The sequence below is a fragment of the Pseudotabrizicola sp. L79 genome (genome assembly GCF_036553525.1).
GTDB lineage: Bacteria > Pseudomonadota > Alphaproteobacteria > Rhodobacterales > Rhodobacteraceae > Pseudotabrizicola.
In genome coordinates this window covers 529,753-550,112 of the sequence record NZ_JAZHDA010000046.1, presented here as the reverse complement: position 1 = coordinate 550,112, position 20,360 = coordinate 529,753, and the positions used below count along the sequence as shown (strand labels likewise).

Sequence of the window (20,360 nt, the reverse complement as noted above, 5' to 3'; positions counted from 1 at the left end):
ATCAGAGTTTCTGTCAAGCATGAGGCAAGGCCATGTGCCGTTGGGCCGCCTATTGGGGCGAGGCTATCTTTCTGGAAGACATCATCAGCCGGCCTGGCCATTCGCTGATCCACCAATCCCATTGCGCCACCAAATGCCACACCGCCATCAATGCTGATGGCTTTGGGGTGGCTTGGTATGGCGACCGGGCAGAACCGGGGCTTTACCGCGATGTGATGCCCGCCTGGTCTGACCCCAATCTGCGCAGCCTGACCGCGCAGGTGAAATCGCCGTTGTTTCTGGCCCATGTGCGCGCCAGCACCGGCACCGCCACCAGCCGCAACAACTGCCACCCCTTTACCTGGGGCAAGTGGTCGTTCATGCACAACGGCCAGATCGGGGGCTATGATGCCTTTCGCCGCGCCGCCGACATGATGATCCCCGATCACCTTTACCCGCACCGCAAAGGCGCCACCGACAGCGAGGCCCTGTTTCTGATCGCCGTGGCCGAGGGGCTGGAGGATGATCCGCTGCCCGCCTTTGAACGCGCCGCCGCCCGCATGATCGGCCTGGCCCGCGCCAAGGGGGCCGCCCCGCATCTGCGCCTGACCGCCGCCTTGTCTGATGGCCAGCGCCTTTACGCCATGCGCTATGCCACCGATGATGCGGCCCCAACGCTGTTTTACCGCTGGTCTGACACCCGCAACGGCTGGGCTGTGGTGTCGGAACCGCTGGAAAGCGGCGAGGGCGGTTGGATCGAGGTTCCGCCCTACAGCTTTTGCAGCTTTGGGCCCGAGGGCGTTCTGCGCCGCGATTTCCACCCCTGCCGCCTTGCCGCAGCCGCCTGACCTTGCCGCGCCCCCCTCCCAAGGCTACTCTTGCCACGGGAGAGGAGACCCGGATGCACCCCGAACCAGCGCGACCCAGACAGGCCCGCTATGGGCTTTGGGCGGCTGCGGCCTGCGCCGCGCTGCTGTCTGTGCTGGCGGGCTGGGTCAGCTTTCAACGCAGCCTTGCGCAGACGATGGATGACACCGCCCGCCGGGGCGACAACGTGCTGCAACTGGCCGCCTCTACCCTGTCGGGCCAGCTGGAGCGGTTTGAGCGTCTGCCCGCCCTTGTCGCCGAACAGCCCGTGGTGCAGCGACTGGCGGCCAACCCCGCTGATCCGGGGCTGGTGCAGGATGCCAATGCCTATCTTGAACGCCTGCAACAGCAACTCGACGCCTCTGACATCTATCTGATGGGCCGCACCGGCGTCACGCTTGCCGCATCGAACCATGCCAGCGAAACCTCTTTCGTTGGCGGCAATTTCGCCTTTCGCCCTTATTTTTACGATGCCATGCGGGGCGGCACGGGGCGGTTTTATGCCCTTGGCACCACCAGCCGCAAACGTGGCTATTACTTTGGCGCGCCGGTGCGGCTGGGGGATGACATCGCCGGGGTGCTGGTCTTCAAGATCGACCTTGATGCCATCGAAGAAACCTGGCGCGGCGGGGATTATGCGGTTCTGGTCACCGATCCGGACGGCGTTGTGTTCCTCTCCAGCCGCAGCGATTGGCTGTTTTCGGCGCTGCGCCCGCTGAACGATGGCGCGCGCGCCCGCATTGCCGCCACCCGCCGCTATGCCGGGGCCACGGTCGGGCTGTTGAACATCCGCCAGGACGTGATGACCGACGGCCACCACCTGCTGACCATCGCCGAGGACGGACAGACCCGCAGCTATCTGCAACGCGATCTGCCGATGCTATCGGCCAGTTGGCAGGTGCATGTGCTGATCGACACCGCCCCCGCCCGGCGCGAGGCCGCGACCGCCGCGATCAGCGCCGTGCTGGCCGTGGGCGTTCTGGCGCTGATCGGGCTGCTTTTGGCCCAGCACCGGCAACGGCTGGCCGAACGCCTGATCCTGCAAGCGCAGGCCCGCGCCGATCTGGAACGCCGCGTGGCCGAGCGCACCGAAGAACTGCGGCAGGCGCAGGCCGATCTGGTGCAGGCGGGCAAACTGGCCGCCCTTGGGCAGATGTCGGCGGCGCTCAGCCATGAATTCAACCAACCCCTTGCCGCCGCCCGCACCTATGCCGACAATGCCACGGTGTTGATGGACAGGGGACGCTGGCCCGAGGCGCGTCAGAACCTTGATCGCATCCTGTCGCTGATCGACCGCATGACCAGCATCAGCCGCCACCTGCGCAGCTTTGCCCGCAAGCCTGGCCAGAAACTCTCGGCCGTGTCGCTGCCCGAGGTGATAGAGGCCGCGGTCGAAATCGCCTCTTTGCGGCTGAATGCCGCCGGGGCCACGCTGACCATCGACCTTGACCCCGATCTGCCCTTGGCCGTCGCAGGGCCGGTGCGGTTGCAACAGGTGTTGGTCAATATCCTGACCAATGCCGCCGATGCCGTCGAAGGCCAGACCCGCCGCCAGATCACGCTGGCCGCCCAGACCCAAGGCAACCGTCCGGTCATCCAGATCACCGACAGCGGCCCCGGCGTGCCCGACGGGCTGGTGGATCGCATCTTCGATCCGTTCTTTTCGACCAAGGGCGTGGGCAAGGGGCTGGGCCTTGGCCTTTCGATTTCCTACAATATCATCAAAGACTTCGGGGGCGATCTTTCAGTATCTAACGCCCCTTTGGGCGGGGCGGTGTTCACCATCCGCCTCTCTGCCGCCCCCACTGACACAAGACAGGCCGCCGAATGACACCCATGCGTATCTTGCTGGTTGATGATGAACCTGATCTGCGGGCCTCGACGGCGCAGGCGCTTGATCTGGCCGGTTGGCCCGTGCAGGATTTTCCGGCCGCCGAACGGGTGATGGATCTGGTGTCGTTCGGCTTTCCCGGCGTGGTGCTGACCGATATCCGCATGCCGGGCATGGATGGCCTGACCCTGATGAACCGCATCCATGACATTGACCGCGACATTCCCGTGATCCTGATCACCGGGCATGGCGATGTGCAACTGGCGGTGCGCGCGATGCGCGAGGGCGCCTATGATTTCGTTGAAAAGCCCTTTGCCGCCGGGCAATTGGCCGAAATCGTCGCGCGCGCGGCCGATTATCGGCGGCTGGTCCTGGAAAACCGGGTGCTCAAGGCTGCGGCCGGGCAATCGGATGATCTGGAACAACGTCTGATCGGCCGGTCAAACGCGATGATCGACCTGCGCCGCCGCATCCGCACCATTGGCCCATCCGAAGCCGATGTGTTGATCGTGGGCGAAACCGGCGCGGGCAAAGAGGTGGTGGCCCGCGCGCTGCACGATCTGTCGGGCCGGGCGCGCAAACCTTTTGTCACCATCGATTGCGCCGCCATTCCCGCCGCGCTGATCGAATCCGAGCTTTTCGGGCATGAGGCCGGGGCCTTTCCCGGTGCCTTGCGGGCGCGGTTTGGCAAGTTTGAACATGCCCGCGGCGGCACTGTCCTGCTGGATGACATCGCCTCTATGCCGCTGGATCTGCAAGGAAAACTGGTGCGCGTGATCGAAGATCGCACCGTCACCCGATTGGGTTCGAATGAATCCGTGGCGCTGGATGTGCGCTTCATGGCCACCGCCCGCGTCCCGCTGGAAGCCGAGGTCGAGGCAGGCCGGTTCCGGGCCGATCTGCTGTATCGGCTGAATGTCGTCACCCTTCAGGTGCCCCCGCTGTCGGCCCGGCGCGAAGATATTGCGCTGTTGTTCCTGCGCCTGCTGGCCGAGGCCGCCAGCCGCCACCGCACCGATCCGCCCGAAATCTCGCCCGCCACCGTGGCCGGGCTGGCCAGCCGCGACTGGCCCGGCAATGTGCGCGAATTGCGCAATGCCGCCGACCGCTATGCCCTTGGTCTGGGCGAGGCGCTAACGCCGGATGATCCGCCCAGCCGTCTGGCCGAACGTATGGCCGATTTTGAGCGGCGCGAGATCGAGGCCGCCCTGGCCGCGCATCGCGGCAACCTGAAACCGGTTTACGAATCCTTGGGCCTGTCGCGCAAGACGCTGTGGGAAAAGATGCAAAAGCACGGTTTGGACAAGACCCAGTTCGGCGCCGGGGCCGAGCCAGAGGGGGATTAGGGAACATTTCCCCCCATGCTTTGCGGGCCGATGTTACCAAATCCACCCATCCCCCCCCATTGCGCTGCATTTGGTTGCGCTAACGGTCGCCGAAGTGATTGAGCAATCGCCCCCAAGCCTGTCTCTAAACCCCAGCGCGGGGGCGGGAGGCGCCCCCGAGTCACGCATAACCGGGAGGACACATGTTCATCAAAACCTTTACCGCCGCCGTTGTGGCAGGCGTCATGGCAACCGCTGCTGTCGCACAGGACAAGACGGGTTGGCCGCAGGAAATGACCATCGGCACCGCCTCGCAGGGCGGCACCTATTTTGTCTATGGCAACGGCTTTGCCGGCTATATCTCCGAAGCCCTTGGCCTGAACGCCACCGGCGAAGTGACCGGCGGCCCGGTCCAGAACGTGACACTGGTGCAGACCGGCGATCACCTGATGGGCCTTGTCACCATGGGCCCGGCCTTTGATGCCTGGAACGGCAAATCCGAACTGGCCCCGGGGCTGGAGCACAAGGACATCCGCGCCCTGTTCCCGATGTATCAGACCCCGTTTCAGGTGATCGCGCTGAAATCCAGCGGCATCACCAGCGTGTCTGATCTGGCAGGCAAGCGCGTGTCTGTCGGCCCCGCAGGCGGCACGCCCGGCACCTACTGGCCGCAGTTCATGGCCGCTCTGGGGGTCGAGGCGAATGTCTCGAACGCCGGTGCCGCCGATGCCGCAGGTCAGTTGACCGATGGCCTGATCGACGCCTTCGCCTTTGCCGCGGGCGTGCCGATCTCGGCCTTTGCCGAACTGGCCGCCCAGCAAGACGTGGTGATGTTCGGCTTCACCCCCGAAGAGCAGGCCAAAGTGCTCGAGGCCTTCCCGGCCATGGCCCCGCTGACCATCGGCGCAGGCACCTATGCGGGCCATGACTATGACCAGCCCACGGTTGCCCTGTGGAACTTTGCCGTGGCGCACAAGGACATGCCCGAAAGCCTGGCCTATGAAATCACCAAGCTGGCGCTGGATAACCCCGAGCGCATGGTGCAGATCCACGCCGCCGCCGCCGAAACCCTGCTGGAAAACTGGGACAAGAACACCTTCATGCCGTTCCATCCCGGCACCGTCAAATACCTTGAGGAAAAGGGCATCACCGTGCCCGACAACCTGAAGTAATCGGCGGCACCGCCGTTTCTTGGGCGCCCTGATCACCGGGGCGCCCTTTTTGCAAAAAAATTGCAATCGCTTTCCGGGGGGGACAGCCCATGACCGCGCAGACCCAAGACGCGCCGCAGCCCGATATCGCGGCCGGCGTCGATAATGAGATTTTTTCCGCCAACCAGCGCAAACCGATCGGCACCACCGGGCTGATCCTTGCTGCGCTGTGCGTGATCTATACCGCCTTTCATATCGGGGTGATGAACCTTTACCCGCTGGAAACCTGGACCTACCGGCTGATCCATGTCGGCGGTGGTCTGGTGATCGGCTTTCTGCTGTTCTCGTCGCTGATGTTTGAAGAAACCGAAGGCCCGGCCCGGACGAACCGCCTGCTGATCCTGGCGCCGGGCATGGCGCTGATCACCTTGGCGCTTGCGCAGGTGCTGATGTTCTACATCTCGGATATGGGGGTTGATCAGGCGGCCTCTGCCACGGCCTATCGCTGGACATTCGGCCTGCCGCTGGCCATTGGCACGGCATGGGTGGTGCTGGTGGGCTGGTTCCTGCCCGAACCGCGCCGCGCCCGTATTGATCTGGCCGATGTGGCCCTTGCCATGGCGGCCATCGCGGCCACGCTGTATATCATCTACCACGCGCCGTTCCTGCGCCTGCGGGCTGGCACCGCCCTCGCGAAAGAGGCCGACATGTGGGCGGCCCTTGTCGGCGTCGTGCTGATCCTGGAACTGACGCGCCGCATGGCGGGGCTTGCCCTTGTCATCATCGCGGGCATCTTTGTGCTTTACAGCTTTGTCGGCCCTTGGTTGCCCGGCATCCTCTATCACAAGGGCTATTCGACCACGCGCTTTTTCACCTATATCTTCACCGACCAAGGCATCCTTGGCCCCACCACGGCGATTTCATCGACCTATATCATCCTGTTCGTGGCCTTTGCCGCCTTTCTTCAGGCCAGCCGCGTGGGGGAATATTTCGTCAACTTCGCCTTTGCCGCTGCGGGTGATCGTCGCGGGGGGCCGGCCAAGGTGGCGGTGTTCGGATCCGGCCTGATGGGCATGATCAACGGCACCAGCGCGGGCAATGTCGTGGCCACCGGTTCGCTGACCATCCCGCTGATGAAGCGTGTGGGCTACAAGCCGCAAACCGCCGCCGCGGTCGAGGCTGCGGCCAGTTCGGGGGGGCAGATCCTGCCGCCGATCATGGGGGCAGGGGCCTTCATCATGTCGGAAATCACCGGCATCGCTTATTCCGACATCGTGATCGCCGCCATCATCCCGGCGCTGCTGTATTTCGTCAGCGTCTATTTCAACGTCGATCTGGCCGCGCAGAAATACAACATGAAGGGCATCCCCCGTGAAGAGCTGCCCAAATTCGCCAAGCTGGCGCGGCAGGCCTTTTTGTTCATCCCGATCTTCATTCTGATCGGCGCGCTGTTTATGGGCTATTCGGTGATCCGCGCAGGCACCCTTGCCATGGGGGCGGCGGCGGTGGTGTCCTGGCTCACGCCCTTCAAGATGGGCGTCAAGGAGATCCTGTTCGCACTGGAAATCTCAACCAAGATGACGCTGCAACTGGTGGCGGTCTGTGCCGCTGCGGGCATCATCGTGGGGGTGATCGCGCTGACCGGCCTTGGCACGCGGTTTTCGTCCTTGCTGTTGGGGCTGGCCGAAAACAACCAGATCATCGCCTTGTTCTTTGCCATGGTCGTGTCCATCGTTCTGGGCATGGGCATGCCCACCACGGCGGCCTATGCGGTGGCCGCTTCGGTGATCGCACCGGGCCTGATCAGCATGGGCATCGACACGCTGACGGCGCATTTCTTCATCTTCTACTTTGCCGTCATGTCGGCCATCACCCCGCCCGTGGCGCTTGCCGCCTATGCGGGGGCGGCCATTGCGCAGTCTGACCCGATGAAAACTTCGGTCGAGTCATTCAAGATGGGCCTTGCCGCCTTTGTGGTGCCCTTCATGTTCTTCTCGTCGCCCGAGTTGCTGATGCAGGGCGAAACGCTGGACATCATCCATGTGGTCGTCGGCGCGCTGCTTGGGGTGTTCCTGCTGTCGTCGGCGGTGCAGGGCTGGTTCTTCGGCCGGCTGAATCTGGTGCTGCGCGGCGTGCTGGTGATGGCCGCCATCTCGATGATCGACTCGGGCTATCTGACCGATGCCATCGGTCTGGGCACGGCGGTGATCGTCTGGGCGATCCAGAAAAAGCTGGTCAAGCCGGGGGCGATTGCCCACGGGTCTGACTAAGGCTGTGACCACGGCTGTGACCACGGATGTGGCACAGCCGTGACACGCAAACACCACGGCAAAACCACAGGCTTCGCGCCTTGGGCCAAAACAAAAAACGCCCCCGGTTTTCCGGGGGCGTTTTCTTTGGCGGGGCCAGGATCAGTCCTTGCGCGACTGACGCTTGCGCTCATGCGGGTCAAGGTGCCGCTTGCGCAGACGGATGATCTTGGGCGTCACTTCGACCAGTTCATCATCATCAATATAGGCAATCGCTTCCTCAAGGCTCAGCTTGATATGCGGCGTCAGACGCACGGCTTCGTCGGTGCCGCTGGCGCGCACGTTGGTCAGCTTCTTGCCCTTCAGCGGGTTCACCTCAAGGTCATTGTCACGGCTGTGTTCGCCGATGATCATGCCCTCATAGACGTTTTCCTGCGGGCCGATGAACATGCGGCCCCGGTCTTCCAGGTTCCACAGCGCATAGGCCACCGAAACGCCATTTTCCATAGAGATCAGAACACCTTGGCGGCGGCCCTGAATGCTGCCCTTATGCGGGGTCCAGCCGTGGAACAGGCGGTTCAGCACGCCGGTGCCGCGGGTGTCGGTCAGGAACTGGCCGTGATAGCCGATCAAGCCGCGCGATGGCACATGGGCGATGATCCGGGTCTTGCCGACGCCCGCGGGCTTCATCTCGACCAGATCACCCTTGCGCTCGCCGGTCAGCTTGTCGATCACGGCGCCGGTATATTCGTCGTCCACATCGATGACGACTTCTTCCACCGGCTCCAACCGCTCGCCGTTCTCTTCGCGCATGATGACGCGGGGGCGGCTGATCGACAGCTCAAAGCCTTCGCGGCGCATGTTTTCAATCAACACGCCCATCTGCAATTCGCCCCGGCCCGAAACCTCGAACGCCTCTCCACCGGGGGTGTCGGCGATCTTGATCGCGACGTTCACTTCGGCCTCTTTCATCAGCCGGTCACGGATCACACGGCTTTGCACCTTGCTGCCATCGCGGCCCGCCAGCGGGCTGTCGTTGATGCCAAAGGTGACGGTAATGGTTGGCGGATCAATGGGTTGCGACGGGATCGGGGTGTCGATCGACGGATCACACAACGTGTCAGCCACGGTGGCTTTGGTCATGCCGGCGATGGTCACGATGTCACCAGCCTGTGCTTCGTCGATGGGCTGTTGCGACAGACCGCGGAAGGCCAGAATCTTCGTCACACGGAACTGTTCGATCCGCTCGCCCGTGCGGGTCATGGCCTTGAGTTGCGCACCCACTTTCAGCGTGCCCGCCTCGACTCGGCCCGTCAGGATGCGGCCGATGAACGGATCGGCCGACAGGGTGGTCGCCAGCATCTGGAACGGCTCGGCGGTGCGTGCAATCTGTTTGGGCGCAGGCACATGATTGACGATCAGATCAAACAGCGCCGACAAATCCTTGCGCGGCCCATCCAGTTCATTGTCTGCCCAGCCAGAGCGGCCCGAGGCATAAACATAAGGGAAATCAAGCTGATCGTCATTGGCGCCGAGGTTCGAGAACAGGTCGAACACCTCATTCAGGGCGCGATCAGGCTCGGCATCCGGCTTGTCCACCTTGTTCAGAACCACAATCGGATTCAGCCCCAGGGCAAGCGCCTTGGCCAGCACGAACTTGGTCTGCGGCATCGGGCCTTCGGCGGCATCGACCAGCAGGCAGACGCCGTCAACCATGCTCAGGATCCGCTCGACCTCGCCGCCAAAATCGGCGTGGCCGGGGGTGTCCACGATGTTGATCCGGGTGCCCGCATGCTCGACGCTGGTACATTTGGCCAGAATGGTGATGCCACGCTCACGCTCGATGTCATTGCTGTCCATCGCCCGTTCGCTGACGGCCTGACCTTCGCGGAAGGCGCCCGATTGTTTCAAAAGCTCGTCAACGAGCGTGGTTTTGCCATGGTCGACGTGCGCGATAATGGCGATGTTGCGAAGCTCCATCGGAGGTCACTTTCGTAAGGAAATATGATGTTGGGCCGCCCATAGCCTGTTTGCGCCGGTTTGGCCAGTCGTCACGTCGCGATATAACGATCACGGCGGTGGTTGATGGCAATGATCAGGTTCACGATCACCGCCCCCAGCAAAGACCACAGCACAATCGGCCAATCAAACAGCATCAGCGCCACCGAAAAGATGACCGCATCTGCCGCCAGTTGCACATAGCCCGCGCGCAGGCCCAGCTTGTCTTGCATCAACAACGCCACCACACCCAGCCCCCCAAGCGAGCCGTTGTGGCGGAACATGACCAAAAGGCCCACCCCCGTCAGGCAGCCAAAGATTACAGCCGCCAGCGGTGTTTCCAGATGCGCAATGGCAAAGCCTTGCGGCAGAACTTCGGTGATCACCGACAGCGCCGTGACCGAGATCAGCGATTTCACAGTGAATTGTGGCCCAAGCCGCAGCCAGGCAAGGGCATAGAAGGGGATGTTGATCACAAAGAACACGGCCCCGAATGACCAACCCGTGATATAGGACAAGATCACCGCAATGCCTGCGGTCTGGCCCGTGATCAGCCCTGCATAGGTCAGAAATTGCAGGGCAAAGGCGCACAGAAACACTCCAAGGCCAAGGCCTTGCAGATCTTCCAGTTTTGTATGGCGGGCGGGTAGGGTCATGCAGGCGATTTAGGGCAGATTTGCTGACCTGTCTATCCTTGATTTTGTCTTAATCTCGCCCGATTGGCCCGATATTTCCAACAATACAAGCGATCATCGCAGAACAGACGAGGCAACCCATGCAAGCGAAAAAGCCCCTTGAAGTGATCGAGAACCTTCCGTTTGACGCTCCGTCGGCGGATATGACCGAACTGTCGGGAAAGCTGGACCTGATGCTGAAGCTGATGGAAGAGCAGTTGATGCTGCAACGCATTGGCCTGTTGGATGCGGGCCATGTCCTGCGCTTTGCCCATGGCGGAAATCAGGAAATCAGCCTGTCGCTGCCCAATGCTCAGGATGATTATGTGCAGCGCATGATCCTGAAAACGCGTTCGTTCTATGAAGGGCGGCTGCTGGCCACGATTCAGGGAATGAAGCTGATTGATGCCACCACCACTGTCTGCGACATCGGCGCGAATATCGGCAATCATTCGGTTTTCTTTGGCAAGGTGTTGGGGGCCAAGCAACTGCTGGCCTTTGAACCCCAGGCCAATGTCTATGCCACCCTGTGCCGGAACCTGGAACTGAACGGGCTGACCGATGCCTTGGCCTATAACTGCCTCGTGGGTGCGAAATCGGGCCGGGGCGATGTGGCCCGCTTTAACCCGCGCAATCTTGGCAGCACGGCCTATACACCGGCCAAAGATGGGGCGGTTCCGATGGTGGCGCTGGATGATCTGATGGATGGTGACGAGATGAAGTCCTTGGGCTTTATCAAGATTGATGCCGACGGCATGCAGTTGGATGTCTTGCAAGGTGCAAAGAAGATCCTCAAAGCCAAAAAGCCGGCCTTGTGGCTTGAAATGATGCCGCGCGATCCGGTCTCTGGCGAGATCGTCAAATTCCTTGAAGGCTTTGGCTACAGCGCCGTGCAGATCGGCCCGAATGATCAGGTGTTTACGGCCCGCAAATAAGCTGCCACCCCGATCCCAAAGAAAAGGGCCGCGTGATGGACGCGGCCCTTTGTCATGTCAGCCTTTCAAGGCCTTGTTCAGATACTCATCGACCTTTTCCAGATAGCCCATCGTGGTCAGCCATTTCTGATCGGGGCCCACCAGCAGGGCCAGATCCTTGGTCATCCAGCCGTCTTCCACAGTTTGCACGCAGACCTTTTCCAAAGTGGTGGCAAAGGTCATCAGGGCCGCGTTGTCATCCAGCGTGGCGCGGTGCTTTAACCCGCCGGTCCAGGCAAAGATCGACGCGATGGAATTGGTCGAGGTTTGCTGGCCCTGCTGGTGCTGGCGATAATGGCGCGTGACGGTGCCGTGGGCGGCCTCGGCCTCGACAACCTTGCCATCGGGCGTCATTAGGATGCTGGTCATCAGGCCAAGGCTGCCAAAGCCCTGAGCCACGGTGTCTGACTGCACATCGCCATCATAGTTCTTGCAGGCCCAGATGTATCCGCCTGACCATTTCAGCGCACTGGCAACCATGTCATCGATCAGCCGGTGTTCATACCAGATGCCCGCCTTTTTGTAGGCCTCTTCGAACTCTTGCTCATAGACCTGCTGGAACAGATCCTTAAAGCGGCCATCATAGGCCTTGAGGATCGTGTTCTTGGTCGAAAGATACACCGGATAGCCCTTGAGAAGGCCATAGTTCAGCGACGAGCGGGCGAAATCGAGGATCGATTGATCAAGGTTATACATCCCCATCGCCACCCCGGCGGCAGGGGCGTCAAAAACCTCACGCTCGATCACTGTGCCATCTTCGCCCACGAATTTCATCGTCAGCTTGCCCTTGCCCGGAAAGCGGAAATCCGTGGCGCGATACTGGTCGCCAAAGGCGTGGCGGCCGACGACGATGGGTTTCGTCCAGCCCGGCACAAGGCGGGGCACGTTCTTGCAGATGATCGGTTCGCGGAAGATCACGCCACCAAGGATGTTGCGGATCGTGCCATTGGGGCTGCGCCACATCTGCTTCAGGCCGAATTCCTCGACCCGCGCCTCATCTGGGGTGATGGTGGCGCATTTGACGGCCACACCGACCTCTTTGGTCTTGTTGGCGGCATCAATGGTGATCTGGTCATCGGTGCGATCGCGCTCTTCGATGCCCAGATCGTAATACAGCAGGTCAACATCCAGATAGGGCAGGATCAGCTTTTTCTTGATGAAGTCCCAGATGATGCGGGTCATCTCGTCGCCGTCCATCTCGACGATGGGATTTGCGACCTTGATCTTCGTCATGGTTCACCCTTTCACGGTGGAATCTCTGCGCCCGCTATAGCGTAAAAGAGGCCGCTGCGCCAGAACGGTATGCGATTGTATACTGAAAATTGATCTTGTCCGTGGGCCGTGATGCGCTTTTAGGCAGAGACGGCAAAGAACGGGCGCAGCTGTGCCTGCACCCACAGCCAAAGGCCGGGTGCGCCCCGGGCCACTTTTTGCCCAACCCGGCTTTGCAACTGATCATAGGTGACGGCATAGGTGATCCATGTGCCACCCCCCGACATCAGATTGGCCATCACGGGCTGAACCCGATCCAGCGATTTGGCAAAGATGGCGTCTGGGGTTTCACTGGCCTCAAACTCGGCCCAAAGGGCGCGCAGGGCGGGGCCGGTGTCGGCGGGCAGCAGTCCAAAGATACGGTCGGCGGCCGCGGCTTCGGCGGCTTGGGTGTCGGCACTGGCATGGGCCGCGCCATTGGCCGAATGAATCGGCACATCGCCCACATCGATTTCAACCAGATCATGGATCAGCAGCATTCGGATAACGCGCTGGATATTGACGGCCTTATCCGCCTGATCGGCCAGCACAAGGGCATAAACGGCCAGATGCCACGAATGCTCGCCCGAGTTTTCGCAGCGCGACCCATCAACCAGCGTGGTGGCGCGAAGAACCGATTTCAGCCGATCGGCCTCGGCCAGAAAGGCCAGACGTGCGGCCAGATCAGGGGCATCTGGCGCGGGCTTGCCTGCCGCCAGGGCGGTGGCGCGGGCGTGAATGGCAGGCCAGTCTTGGGCCAGGGGGGCGGCGCGGCCTTTGGTCAGGTTCATCCGCACCACATCCAGATGATCAGGGCGCGGTGGTTGGCCATGCAGCACCTGAAACATCGGCTGGCTGTAATCCAACCGCTTGGCGGCCTGCGCATCGGGGGTCTGGTTGGCCTCAAACTCTTGCCACAGCGCCAAAAGGGGCGCGGCCAGATCGCCGGGCAGCAAGCCAAACAGGCGCTTGGCGGCGCGCGCCTCGTCCCGGTGCAGGGCATCAAGATCATGGGGCAGATCAATGGGATGATCGCCGGTGTCAATCTCGACCAGATCATGCACCAGCAGCATGGCAATCACGCGGTCGCGGTCAACACCCTGCGGCAGGGGCATCACCAAGGCCCAAAGCGCCAGATGCCACGAATGTTCGGCACTGTTTTCGGGCCGGGTGTTGTTCATCAGAACATTGGCACGATCAACCTGTTTCAGCCGGTCGGCCGTGTTCAGAAAGGCGAATTGCTGATCAAGACGGGCGGTCAATGCCCGCCCTTTTCAGCCTCTCGCGGGGGTTCGGGCAGCTTTGCCCCATCCCGCTTGGCCTGCAACGCCTTGTTCAGGAATTCGCGCCCGCGCTTTTCGGCAAGGCGGATCCGGATCGAGGTCATGAACGCCTCTTGCAAGGTGGGGGACGAGGCCCCGATCACCTTGGACACCTGTTCGTAAAAGAACAGATCCTCCAGTTCCTTTGACCCTTCCAGCACATCGCGGGCAAGACCATCGGCAAGGTCTTGAATGAAGTCGGCCATTTAGCGGCTCACTTCGCCCAGACGGCGGCGGACATAATCGGAAACCGTGTCGATCATCGGTTTCATATGTGCCTCTTCGTCCTTGAAGAAGTGGTCGGCCCCCTCAATTTCGGTATGGGTGATGGTGATGCCCTTTTGTTCATGCAACTTGCCGACCAACGATTTGGTATCTTTGGGCGGGGCCACCTTGTCGGCCGTGCCGTTGATGATCAGGCCCGAAGACGGGCAGGGCGCCAGAAACGAGAAGTCATACAGATTGGCCGGCGGCGCGACCGAGATGAAGCCGGTGATTTCAGGCCGGCGCATCAAAAGCTGCATCCCGATCCAGGCGCCAAAGCTGAAGCCGGCAACCCAGCAATGCTTGGCATTCTGGTTCATTGATTGCAGGTAATCCAGCGCGCTGGCCGCATCCGACAATTCGCCAATGCCCTGATCATATTCGCCCTGGCTGCGCCCCACACCGCGGAAATTGAACCGCAGCACGGTAAAGCCCAGATTGTAAAACGCGTAGTGCAGGTTATACACCACCTTGTTGTTCATGGTGCCGCCATAGGCTGGATGCGGATGCAGCACGATGGCAATCGGCGCGTCCTTTTCCTTTTGCGGGTGGTAACGGCCTTCAAGGCGGCCCTCGGGGCCAGCGAAGATGACTTCGGGCATATGTATCCTGCCTGTGCTTTCTGCGAGCGATTTCTTGACGCTGTCGCCCGGCATAACTAGTAGCGTTCCATGGGGCGGCTGTGCCACCCACGGGGTCGGTTTCAGGTAATGGCCCCTTGGCCTGCCGTCAATCACTTTGCGGCCCAACTGGGGCCAAATCCGGGGTTTGCTGATGAAACTCTCGACCAAAGGCCGTTATGCCATGGTGGCACTGACCGATCTGGCCATGGCGAAAGGCGACGATCTGGTGTCGCTGGCCGAAATCTCGAAACGGCAGGATATCTCGCTGCCTTACCTTGAGCAGCTTTTTGTCAAGCTGCGCAGGGCCGGGTTGGTGGATGCCGTGCGCGGCCCCGGGGGCGGCTATAAGTTGGCGCGCAGCCCGTCGGACATTCGGATCACCGAGGTGATGCAGGCCGTCGAGGAGACGGTGGATGCGATGCATACCGGGGCAGGGGCGTCGGGCGCTGTCTCGGGCAGCCGGGCGCAAAGCCTGACCAACCGGCTGTGGCAGGGCCTGTCGGCGCATGTCTATGTGTTCTTGCACCAGACCCGGTTGTCGGATGTGGTGAATAACGAGATGCAGCCTTGCCCGGCCGTTCCGGCGCTGTTTCGCGTGGTGGATGAGGAATGAGGCCAAGGCTGTATCTGGATTGGAACGCCACCACGCCCCTGCGCCCCGAGGCGCGGGCGGCGATGGTGGCGGCGATGGATGTGGTGGGCAACCCGTCCTCGGTTCATGCCGAGGGGCGGGCCGCCAAGGCGCTGATGGAGAAAAGCCGCGCCAAGATTGCCGAGGCCTTGGGGGCCGACGGCGCCGATATCGTCTTTACCAGCGGCGCGACCGAGGCGGCGGCCCTGGCCTTGGCGGGCCGGGGGCTGGCTTGTGCCGCGGTTGAGCATGAGGCCGTGGCGGCCTGGTGTGCGCCGACGCTTGCGGTGACGGCCCAAGGTGCGGTGGCTGTGCCCGATCCGGCTCGCGCTGTGGTGCAACTGGCCAATTCAGAAACCGGGGTGCTGCAAGATCTGCCTGCGGGTGTGGCGGTCAGCGATCTGACCCAGGCTTTTGGCAAGGTGCCGTTTGCCTTTAACTGGCTGGGCTGTGACATGGGCCTTGTCAGTGCGCATAAACTGGGCGGGCCCAAGGGCATTGGTGCGCTGGTGCTGCGGCGTGGGCTGGATGTGACGCCCCAATTACGCGGCGGCGGGCAGGAAATGGGGCGCCGTGCGGGCACGGAAAATCTGATCGGCATGGCCGGATTTGCCGCCGCGGCCGAGGCTGCGGCCCGTGATCTGGCCAATGGTGTCTGGGATGAGGTGGCTGAGATTAGAAATATTCTAGATTCAGCATTGTCGTCTGCCGCAAACAATACTATTTCAGTCGGGAAAGGGGCCAAGCGGCTTCCGAACACTGTCTGTGTCATCGCCCCCGGCTGGAAAGGTGAGACGCAGGTGATGGCGATGGATCTGGCGGGCTATGCTGTTTCGGCAGGCTCGGCCTGTTCCAGCGGCAAGGTTCGGGCCAGCAAGGTTCTGACGGCCATGGGCTTTGACGAGGCTGCGGCGGCACAAGCCATCCGTATCTCGATCGGCCCCGGCGTCACGCGCGACGATGTGGGCAGGTTTGCCGATATCTGGTGCGCAGCCTATGCCAAGGCGCGGTCGCGCGCTGCATGAAACAACGGGCGCAAGCCCTTGATCGATAAGGATGAAGCCGATGGCTGTACTTGAAACCGAAGTTCGTGAAGGCGTTGATCGGGAAACGATCGAAACCGTTCAGGCGATGGCCGGCAAGTACAAATACGGCTGGGAAACCGATATCGAGATGGACTATGCCCCCAAGGGCCTGTCCGAAGACATCGTTCGCCTGATCAGCGAAAAGAACGGCGAGCCGGACTGGATGCTGGAGTGGCGGCTGGCGGCCTATCAGCGTTGGCTGAAGATGGAAGAGCCTGATTGGGCGATGCTGAGCTATCCCAAGATCGACTATCAGGATCAGTATTATTACGCCAAACCCAAAAGCATGGCCGAAAAGCCCAAGTCGCTGGATGAGGTGGACCCCAAGCTGTTGGCCACTTATGCCAAGCTGGGTATTCCGCTGAAAGAACAGATGCTGCTGGCCGGGGTGGAAAGCCCCGAGGGCGAGCGCAAGGTGGCGGTCGATGCCGTGTTCGACTCGGTTTCGGTGGGCACGACATTCAAGGAAGAATTGCGCAAGGCGGGGGTGATCTTCTGCTCGATCAGCGAGGCGATCAAAGAGCATCCTGACCTGGTCAAGAAATACCTTGGCAGTGTTGTGCCGCAATCGGACAACTATTTCGCCACGCTGAATTCAGCCGTTTTTTCGGACGGCTCGTTCGTCTACATCCCCGAAGGCGTGCGCTGCCCGATGGAGTTGAGCACCTATTTCCGCATCAACGCCGAAAACACCGGGCAATTTGAGCGCACGCTGATCATTGCCGACAAGAAATCCTATGTCAGCTATCTGGAAGGCTGCACCGCACCCAAGCGCGACACCCATCAATTGCATGCCGCCGTAGTGGAACTCGTGCTGCTGGAAGATGCCGAGGTCAAATACTCGACTGTGCAGAACTGGTATCCGGGCGATGAAAACGGCAAGGGGGGCATCTATAACTTTGTGACCAAGCGCGCCGATTGTCGGGGCGACCGGTCAAAGGTGATGTGGACGCAGGTGGAAACCGGATCGGCCATCACCTGGAAATACCCGTCATGCATCTTGCGCGGGGATGACAGCCAGGGCGAGTTCTATTCGATCGCCATTGCCAACAATGCCCAGCAGGCCGATACCGGCACCAAGATGATCCATCTGGGCAAGCGCACCAAATCGCGCATCGTGTCCAAGGGCATTTCGGCGGGCCGCGCACAGAATACTTATCGTGGCCTTGTGTCGATGCACCCAAAGGCGGTGGACAGCCGCAACTATACCCAATGTGACAGCCTGCTGATCGGCGACAAATGCGGGGCGCACACGGTGCCTTACATCGAGGTCAAGAACAACAGCAGCCGGGTCGAGCACGAGGCGACGACCAGCAAGGTGGATGACGACCAGTTGTTCTATTGCCGCAGCCGCGGGATGGATGAAGAAGAGGCCGTGGCCCTGGTGGTCAACGGGTTCTGCAAAGAGGTGCTGCAAGCCCTGCCGATGGAATTCGCGATGGAGGCACAAAGCCTTGTGGCGATTTCGCTGGAAGGAAGCGTGGGGTGACTTGGCGCGGCGTGGCCTTGCAGACTTTGGTGGCAATGGTCCTTTGGGGCCTTGGCATGACCTGGGTGTTCGGCTGGCCGCGTGAGGCGATCCTTACCCCGATGGTGATGTTTGGCCTGCTGATGTTTGCGGTGCTGGGCACTGTCAAACTGGTCAAAGAGCGTGGAGGCAAATCATGATCGTGACCACGACCCCAAGTGTCGAAGGCTATCAGATTGCCGAATACAAAGGCATCGTGGCGGGCGAGGCGATCATGGGCGCGAATATCGTGCGCGACCTGTTTGCCAGCGTCACCGATATCATCGGCGGCCGCTCGGGCGCCTATGAGGCCAAGCTGGCCGATGCGCGTGGAACTGCCCTGACCGAAATGCAGGACAAAGCCCGCGCTTTGGGGGCCAATGCCGTTGTGGGCGTTGATCTGGATTACGAAGTGATTGGCCAGATGCTGATGGTTTCTGCCAGTGGCACGGCGGTGCGCCTTGGCTGACAGTGCCCGCCCCGTTCTGACCATGCCCGAAGCCGAGGCGGCGGCCTTGGCCGGTGCCTATGGTGCGGCTTCGGTGATCCTGGAATATGGGTCGGGCGGGTCAACCGTGGTGGCGGCTGACCTTGGCAAAACGGTATTTTCCGTCGAAAGCGATGCGTCCTGGCTTGATGGCATGCGTCAGTGGTTTGCGGCACATCCGCCCAAGGGCAGGGTTCTGTTACACCATGGCCAGATTGGCCCCACCGGAAAATGGGGTGCCCCGACCGGGGCCAAGGCCTTTCGGAACTTTCCGGGCTATGCGCTGTCGGTCTGGGATCGCGATGATTTTGAGCATCCCGATGTGGTTCTGGTGGATGGCCGCTTTCGCCCAGCCTGTTTGCTGGCCACGGCGTTTCGCATCACCCGCCCGGTGACGGTGCTGGTGGATGATTACGCAGATCGCCCGGCTTATCATCAGATTGAACAGATGTTTCGCCCGTTGCGCCTGCATGGGCGAATGGCTGAATTCCTGATTGCCCCGACCCCGGTGCCGGCCGAACGGCTGGATTGGGTGATCGGCTGGTTCTTGAAACCGCAATAGGGGCCGCCATGCTGAAAATCGACATCGCGCCTTCTTATTCTTGCCATGGTTGCACGGCAGCCTGTGCGTCGGACCTGTCTGACGGCACCGGAGGCGCATATGACCATACAAACCAACGAGTTTCGCGACCGTTTGGCGCGCATCGAGGCGGGAATCGGCAGCACCCGAAACACGTTGTTCGTGGGTATGGACGAAAGCTATGTGATCGCGCCGCGGCGCAAGGCGCCCAAGCAGGCCAATCTGCTGGAAAACCTTGGCTTTGGTCTGGGCCGGGTATGGGCCGTGACCTTGGGTGTGCTGTCGGTGGTGGCGGTTGTCATGATGCGCTATTGGCTGGGGCTGGATACACCTTTGCCGGGCGATCCGATGAACGATCAGGGGCTGATCGGCATTCTGGCCCTGTGTCTGGCCATCTGGCTGGGCAAACGCCTGTATTCAAACCGCGAGGGGCTGATCGGCTTACACGCTTCGGGCGTGTTGATGGGCACCGTGGGCCTGCACAATCTGGTTCACGCGGCACCCCATGTGTTCGACACCCTGTTCTCACCGATCTGGACGGGGGCCGTATTGTCCAGCACAGAACCTTTTTCGGTTGTCATTCGCGGCATGAGCCTGTCTTTGATGTAAATCATGCATCACAATCGGCCTCACCTGCGTATAGGGGGGGCGATGTCTGTTGACCAAGCCCTGAAAAGGCTGCCCGCACATAGCCGGTTCTTAGGCGAAAGCCTGCCGCTGGGGCGTAAATTGCGTATTCTGGATGTTGGGGCAAACCCTGCGAATGTGCCCCCCTATGCCGCGCTGCGCGACGCCGATCTTGCCGAAATCCACGGCTTTGAGCCAGGGGCCGATGCCTATGCAAAGCTGCAATCTGGCGCCCGGAGGAATGAGATCTACCATCCTAAAGCGGTGGCGGCAGGAGGCAAGGCGACGTTCTATCTGACAGCGAATGGCAGTTTTGCCTCTCTGTTCAAGCCAGATCCGGGCCAGATAGCAGCCTTGGGTCATTGGGCGCCCGCGACCGAAGTGGTGGCCGAGATTCCGCTGACCACATCTGCCTTGGACGCTCTGTCAGACCTGCCAAAGCCTGATATGGTGAAGATCGACGCACAAGGCTCGGAACTGGATATACTGTCTGGTGGAAGCAATACCTTGTCTGATGCTGTCGCGGTCATGCCGGAACTGCGGTTCTTCCGGCTTTACGCGGATGAGCCGATGATGGGCGATGTTGACCTGCATCTGCGCAGCAGGGGCTTTATGCTGCATAAGATCTTACCGGGGGCGGTGGTGCGGCTCAGTTCCAGCCGCATGGGCCAATTGCGTCCGGCAATGATGCGCAATCAGATGGTTGATGCCGATGCGATCTATATACGGGATATCGCTCGGCCCGATCTGATCAGCGTTCCACAATGGACCTGTCTGGCACTGCTTGCGGATATGGTCTTTGACTCGCTTGACCTTGTGTTGCGTTGCCTTGACCATTTGGTCGAGCGCGGGGCAATCGACGAGGCCATCTTGGATGAATACATCCGGCTGTTGCCGGCAAACTATCACGCCCGGGCCTGACGGCCCGTTGATGC

Annotated in this window: 20 protein-coding genes; 14 read left to right on the top strand and 6 right to left on the bottom strand. The window is 61.3% G+C overall.

From position 1 onward, the window contains the following. Window positions 1-32: 32 nt before the first annotated feature. From V3C85_RS11025 to V3C85_RS11005, 5 genes are all read left to right on the top strand, one after another. A complete protein-coding gene (locus V3C85_RS11025) occupies window positions 33-827 on the top strand; it encodes a class II glutamine amidotransferase (RefSeq protein ID WP_331795125.1) in 795 nt (264 codons plus the stop codon). 53 nt (window positions 828-880) lie between these two features. Then, window positions 881-2,677 carry a sensor histidine kinase gene (locus V3C85_RS11020; protein ID WP_331795124.1) on the top strand — a complete coding sequence of 599 codons (1,797 nt, stop codon included), beginning with the start codon at window positions 881-883 and terminating at the stop codon, window positions 2,675-2,677. Then, complete coding sequence (locus tag V3C85_RS11015) at window positions 2,674-4,023, top strand: sigma-54-dependent transcriptional regulator (protein ID WP_331795123.1); 1,350 nt, start codon at window positions 2,674-2,676, stop codon at window positions 4,021-4,023. Before V3C85_RS11020 ends, V3C85_RS11015 begins: the two co-directional genes overlap by 4 nt. Window positions 4,024-4,205: 182 nt before the next feature. Continuing rightward, entirely contained in the window at window positions 4,206-5,174 is a 969-nt protein-coding gene (locus V3C85_RS11010; protein WP_331795122.1) for a TAXI family TRAP transporter solute-binding subunit, read from the top strand. A gap of 89 nt (window positions 5,175-5,263) precedes the next feature. Then, the gene (locus V3C85_RS11005; RefSeq protein ID WP_331795121.1) at window positions 5,264-7,423 is read left to right on the top strand and encodes a TRAP transporter permease; all 2,160 of its coding nucleotides are present in this window, start codon (window positions 5,264-5,266) and stop codon (window positions 7,421-7,423) included. Window positions 7,424-7,564: 141 nt separating this feature from the next. On the opposite strand, the gene typA is transcribed toward V3C85_RS11005, so the two are convergent. Together typA and V3C85_RS10995 are read right to left on the bottom strand one after the other, a co-directional pair. Further along, window positions 7,565-9,382 (bottom strand): translational GTPase TypA, encoded by a 1,818-nt coding sequence (gene typA / locus V3C85_RS11000; RefSeq protein WP_331795120.1) that lies wholly within the window; start codon window positions 9,380-9,382, stop codon window positions 7,565-7,567. Between the two features lie 71 nt (window positions 9,383-9,453). Continuing rightward, on the bottom strand, window positions 9,454-10,056 hold the full coding sequence (locus V3C85_RS10995; protein ID WP_331795119.1) for a YitT family protein: 603 nt from the start codon (window positions 10,054-10,056) through the stop codon (window positions 9,454-9,456). A 143-nt stretch (window positions 10,057-10,199) separates the two neighbouring features. Between V3C85_RS10995 and V3C85_RS10990 the strand changes: the two genes are divergently transcribed. Continuing rightward, window positions 10,200-11,009: an FkbM family methyltransferase gene (locus V3C85_RS10990; protein WP_331795118.1), complete on the top strand. Its 810-nt coding sequence runs from the start codon at window positions 10,200-10,202 to the stop codon at window positions 11,007-11,009. A gap of 57 nt (window positions 11,010-11,066) precedes the next feature. Here V3C85_RS10990 and V3C85_RS10985 read toward each other — a convergent pair whose 3' ends face one another. From V3C85_RS10985 to V3C85_RS10970, 4 genes are all read right to left on the bottom strand, one after another. Then, complete coding sequence (locus tag V3C85_RS10985; protein WP_331795117.1) at window positions 11,067-12,281, bottom strand: NADP-dependent isocitrate dehydrogenase; 1,215 nt, start codon at window positions 12,279-12,281, stop codon at window positions 11,067-11,069. A gap of 119 nt (window positions 12,282-12,400) precedes the next feature. Next, the gene (locus V3C85_RS10980) at window positions 12,401-13,561 is read right to left on the bottom strand and encodes an HD domain-containing protein (protein ID WP_331795116.1); all 1,161 of its coding nucleotides are present in this window, start codon (window positions 13,559-13,561) and stop codon (window positions 12,401-12,403) included. Then, entirely contained in the window at window positions 13,558-13,827 is a 270-nt protein-coding gene (locus V3C85_RS10975; RefSeq protein ID WP_331795115.1) for a hypothetical protein, read from the bottom strand. The genes V3C85_RS10980 and V3C85_RS10975 overlap by 4 nt, the downstream gene beginning before the upstream one ends. Beyond that, a complete protein-coding gene (locus V3C85_RS10970; protein ID WP_331795114.1) occupies window positions 13,828-14,487 on the bottom strand; it encodes an alpha/beta hydrolase in 660 nt (219 codons plus the stop codon). 172 nt (window positions 14,488-14,659) lie between these two features. Here V3C85_RS10970 and V3C85_RS10965 point away from each other — a divergent pair, with 172 nt between their 5' ends. From V3C85_RS10965 to V3C85_RS10930, 8 genes are all read left to right on the top strand, one after another. After that, the gene (locus tag V3C85_RS10965; protein WP_331795113.1) at window positions 14,660-15,121 is read left to right on the top strand and encodes an Rrf2 family transcriptional regulator; all 462 of its coding nucleotides are present in this window, start codon (window positions 14,660-14,662) and stop codon (window positions 15,119-15,121) included. Further along, window positions 15,118-16,164, top strand: coding sequence for a cysteine desulfurase family protein (locus tag V3C85_RS10960; RefSeq protein ID WP_331795112.1), 1,047 nt, complete (start codon window positions 15,118-15,120; stop codon window positions 16,162-16,164). The genes V3C85_RS10965 and V3C85_RS10960 overlap by 4 nt, the downstream gene beginning before the upstream one ends. A 40-nt stretch (window positions 16,165-16,204) precedes the next feature. Continuing rightward, on the top strand, window positions 16,205-17,713 hold the full coding sequence (gene sufB, locus V3C85_RS10955) for a Fe-S cluster assembly protein SufB (protein WP_331795111.1): 1,509 nt from the start codon (window positions 16,205-16,207) through the stop codon (window positions 17,711-17,713). Then, on the top strand, window positions 17,710-17,892 hold the full coding sequence (locus V3C85_RS10950; RefSeq protein ID WP_331795110.1) for a hypothetical protein: 183 nt from the start codon (window positions 17,710-17,712) through the stop codon (window positions 17,890-17,892). Before sufB ends, V3C85_RS10950 begins: the two co-directional genes overlap by 4 nt. Beyond that, window positions 17,889-18,200 carry a heavy metal-binding domain-containing protein gene (locus V3C85_RS10945; RefSeq protein ID WP_331795109.1) on the top strand — a complete coding sequence of 104 codons (312 nt, stop codon included), beginning with the start codon at window positions 17,889-17,891 and terminating at the stop codon, window positions 18,198-18,200. Before V3C85_RS10950 ends, V3C85_RS10945 begins: the two co-directional genes overlap by 4 nt. Continuing rightward, window positions 18,193-18,780 (top strand): hypothetical protein, encoded by a 588-nt coding sequence (locus V3C85_RS10940; protein ID WP_331795108.1) that lies wholly within the window; start codon window positions 18,193-18,195, stop codon window positions 18,778-18,780. Before V3C85_RS10945 ends, V3C85_RS10940 begins: the two co-directional genes overlap by 8 nt. A gap of 99 nt (window positions 18,781-18,879) precedes the next feature. Beyond that, window positions 18,880-19,407 (top strand): hypothetical protein, encoded by a 528-nt coding sequence (locus tag V3C85_RS10935; protein WP_331795107.1) that lies wholly within the window; start codon window positions 18,880-18,882, stop codon window positions 19,405-19,407. A gap of 42 nt (window positions 19,408-19,449) precedes the next feature. Continuing rightward, the gene (locus V3C85_RS10930) at window positions 19,450-20,346 is read left to right on the top strand and encodes an FkbM family methyltransferase (RefSeq protein ID WP_331795106.1); all 897 of its coding nucleotides are present in this window, start codon (window positions 19,450-19,452) and stop codon (window positions 20,344-20,346) included. Window positions 20,347-20,360: the final 14 nt, after the last annotated feature.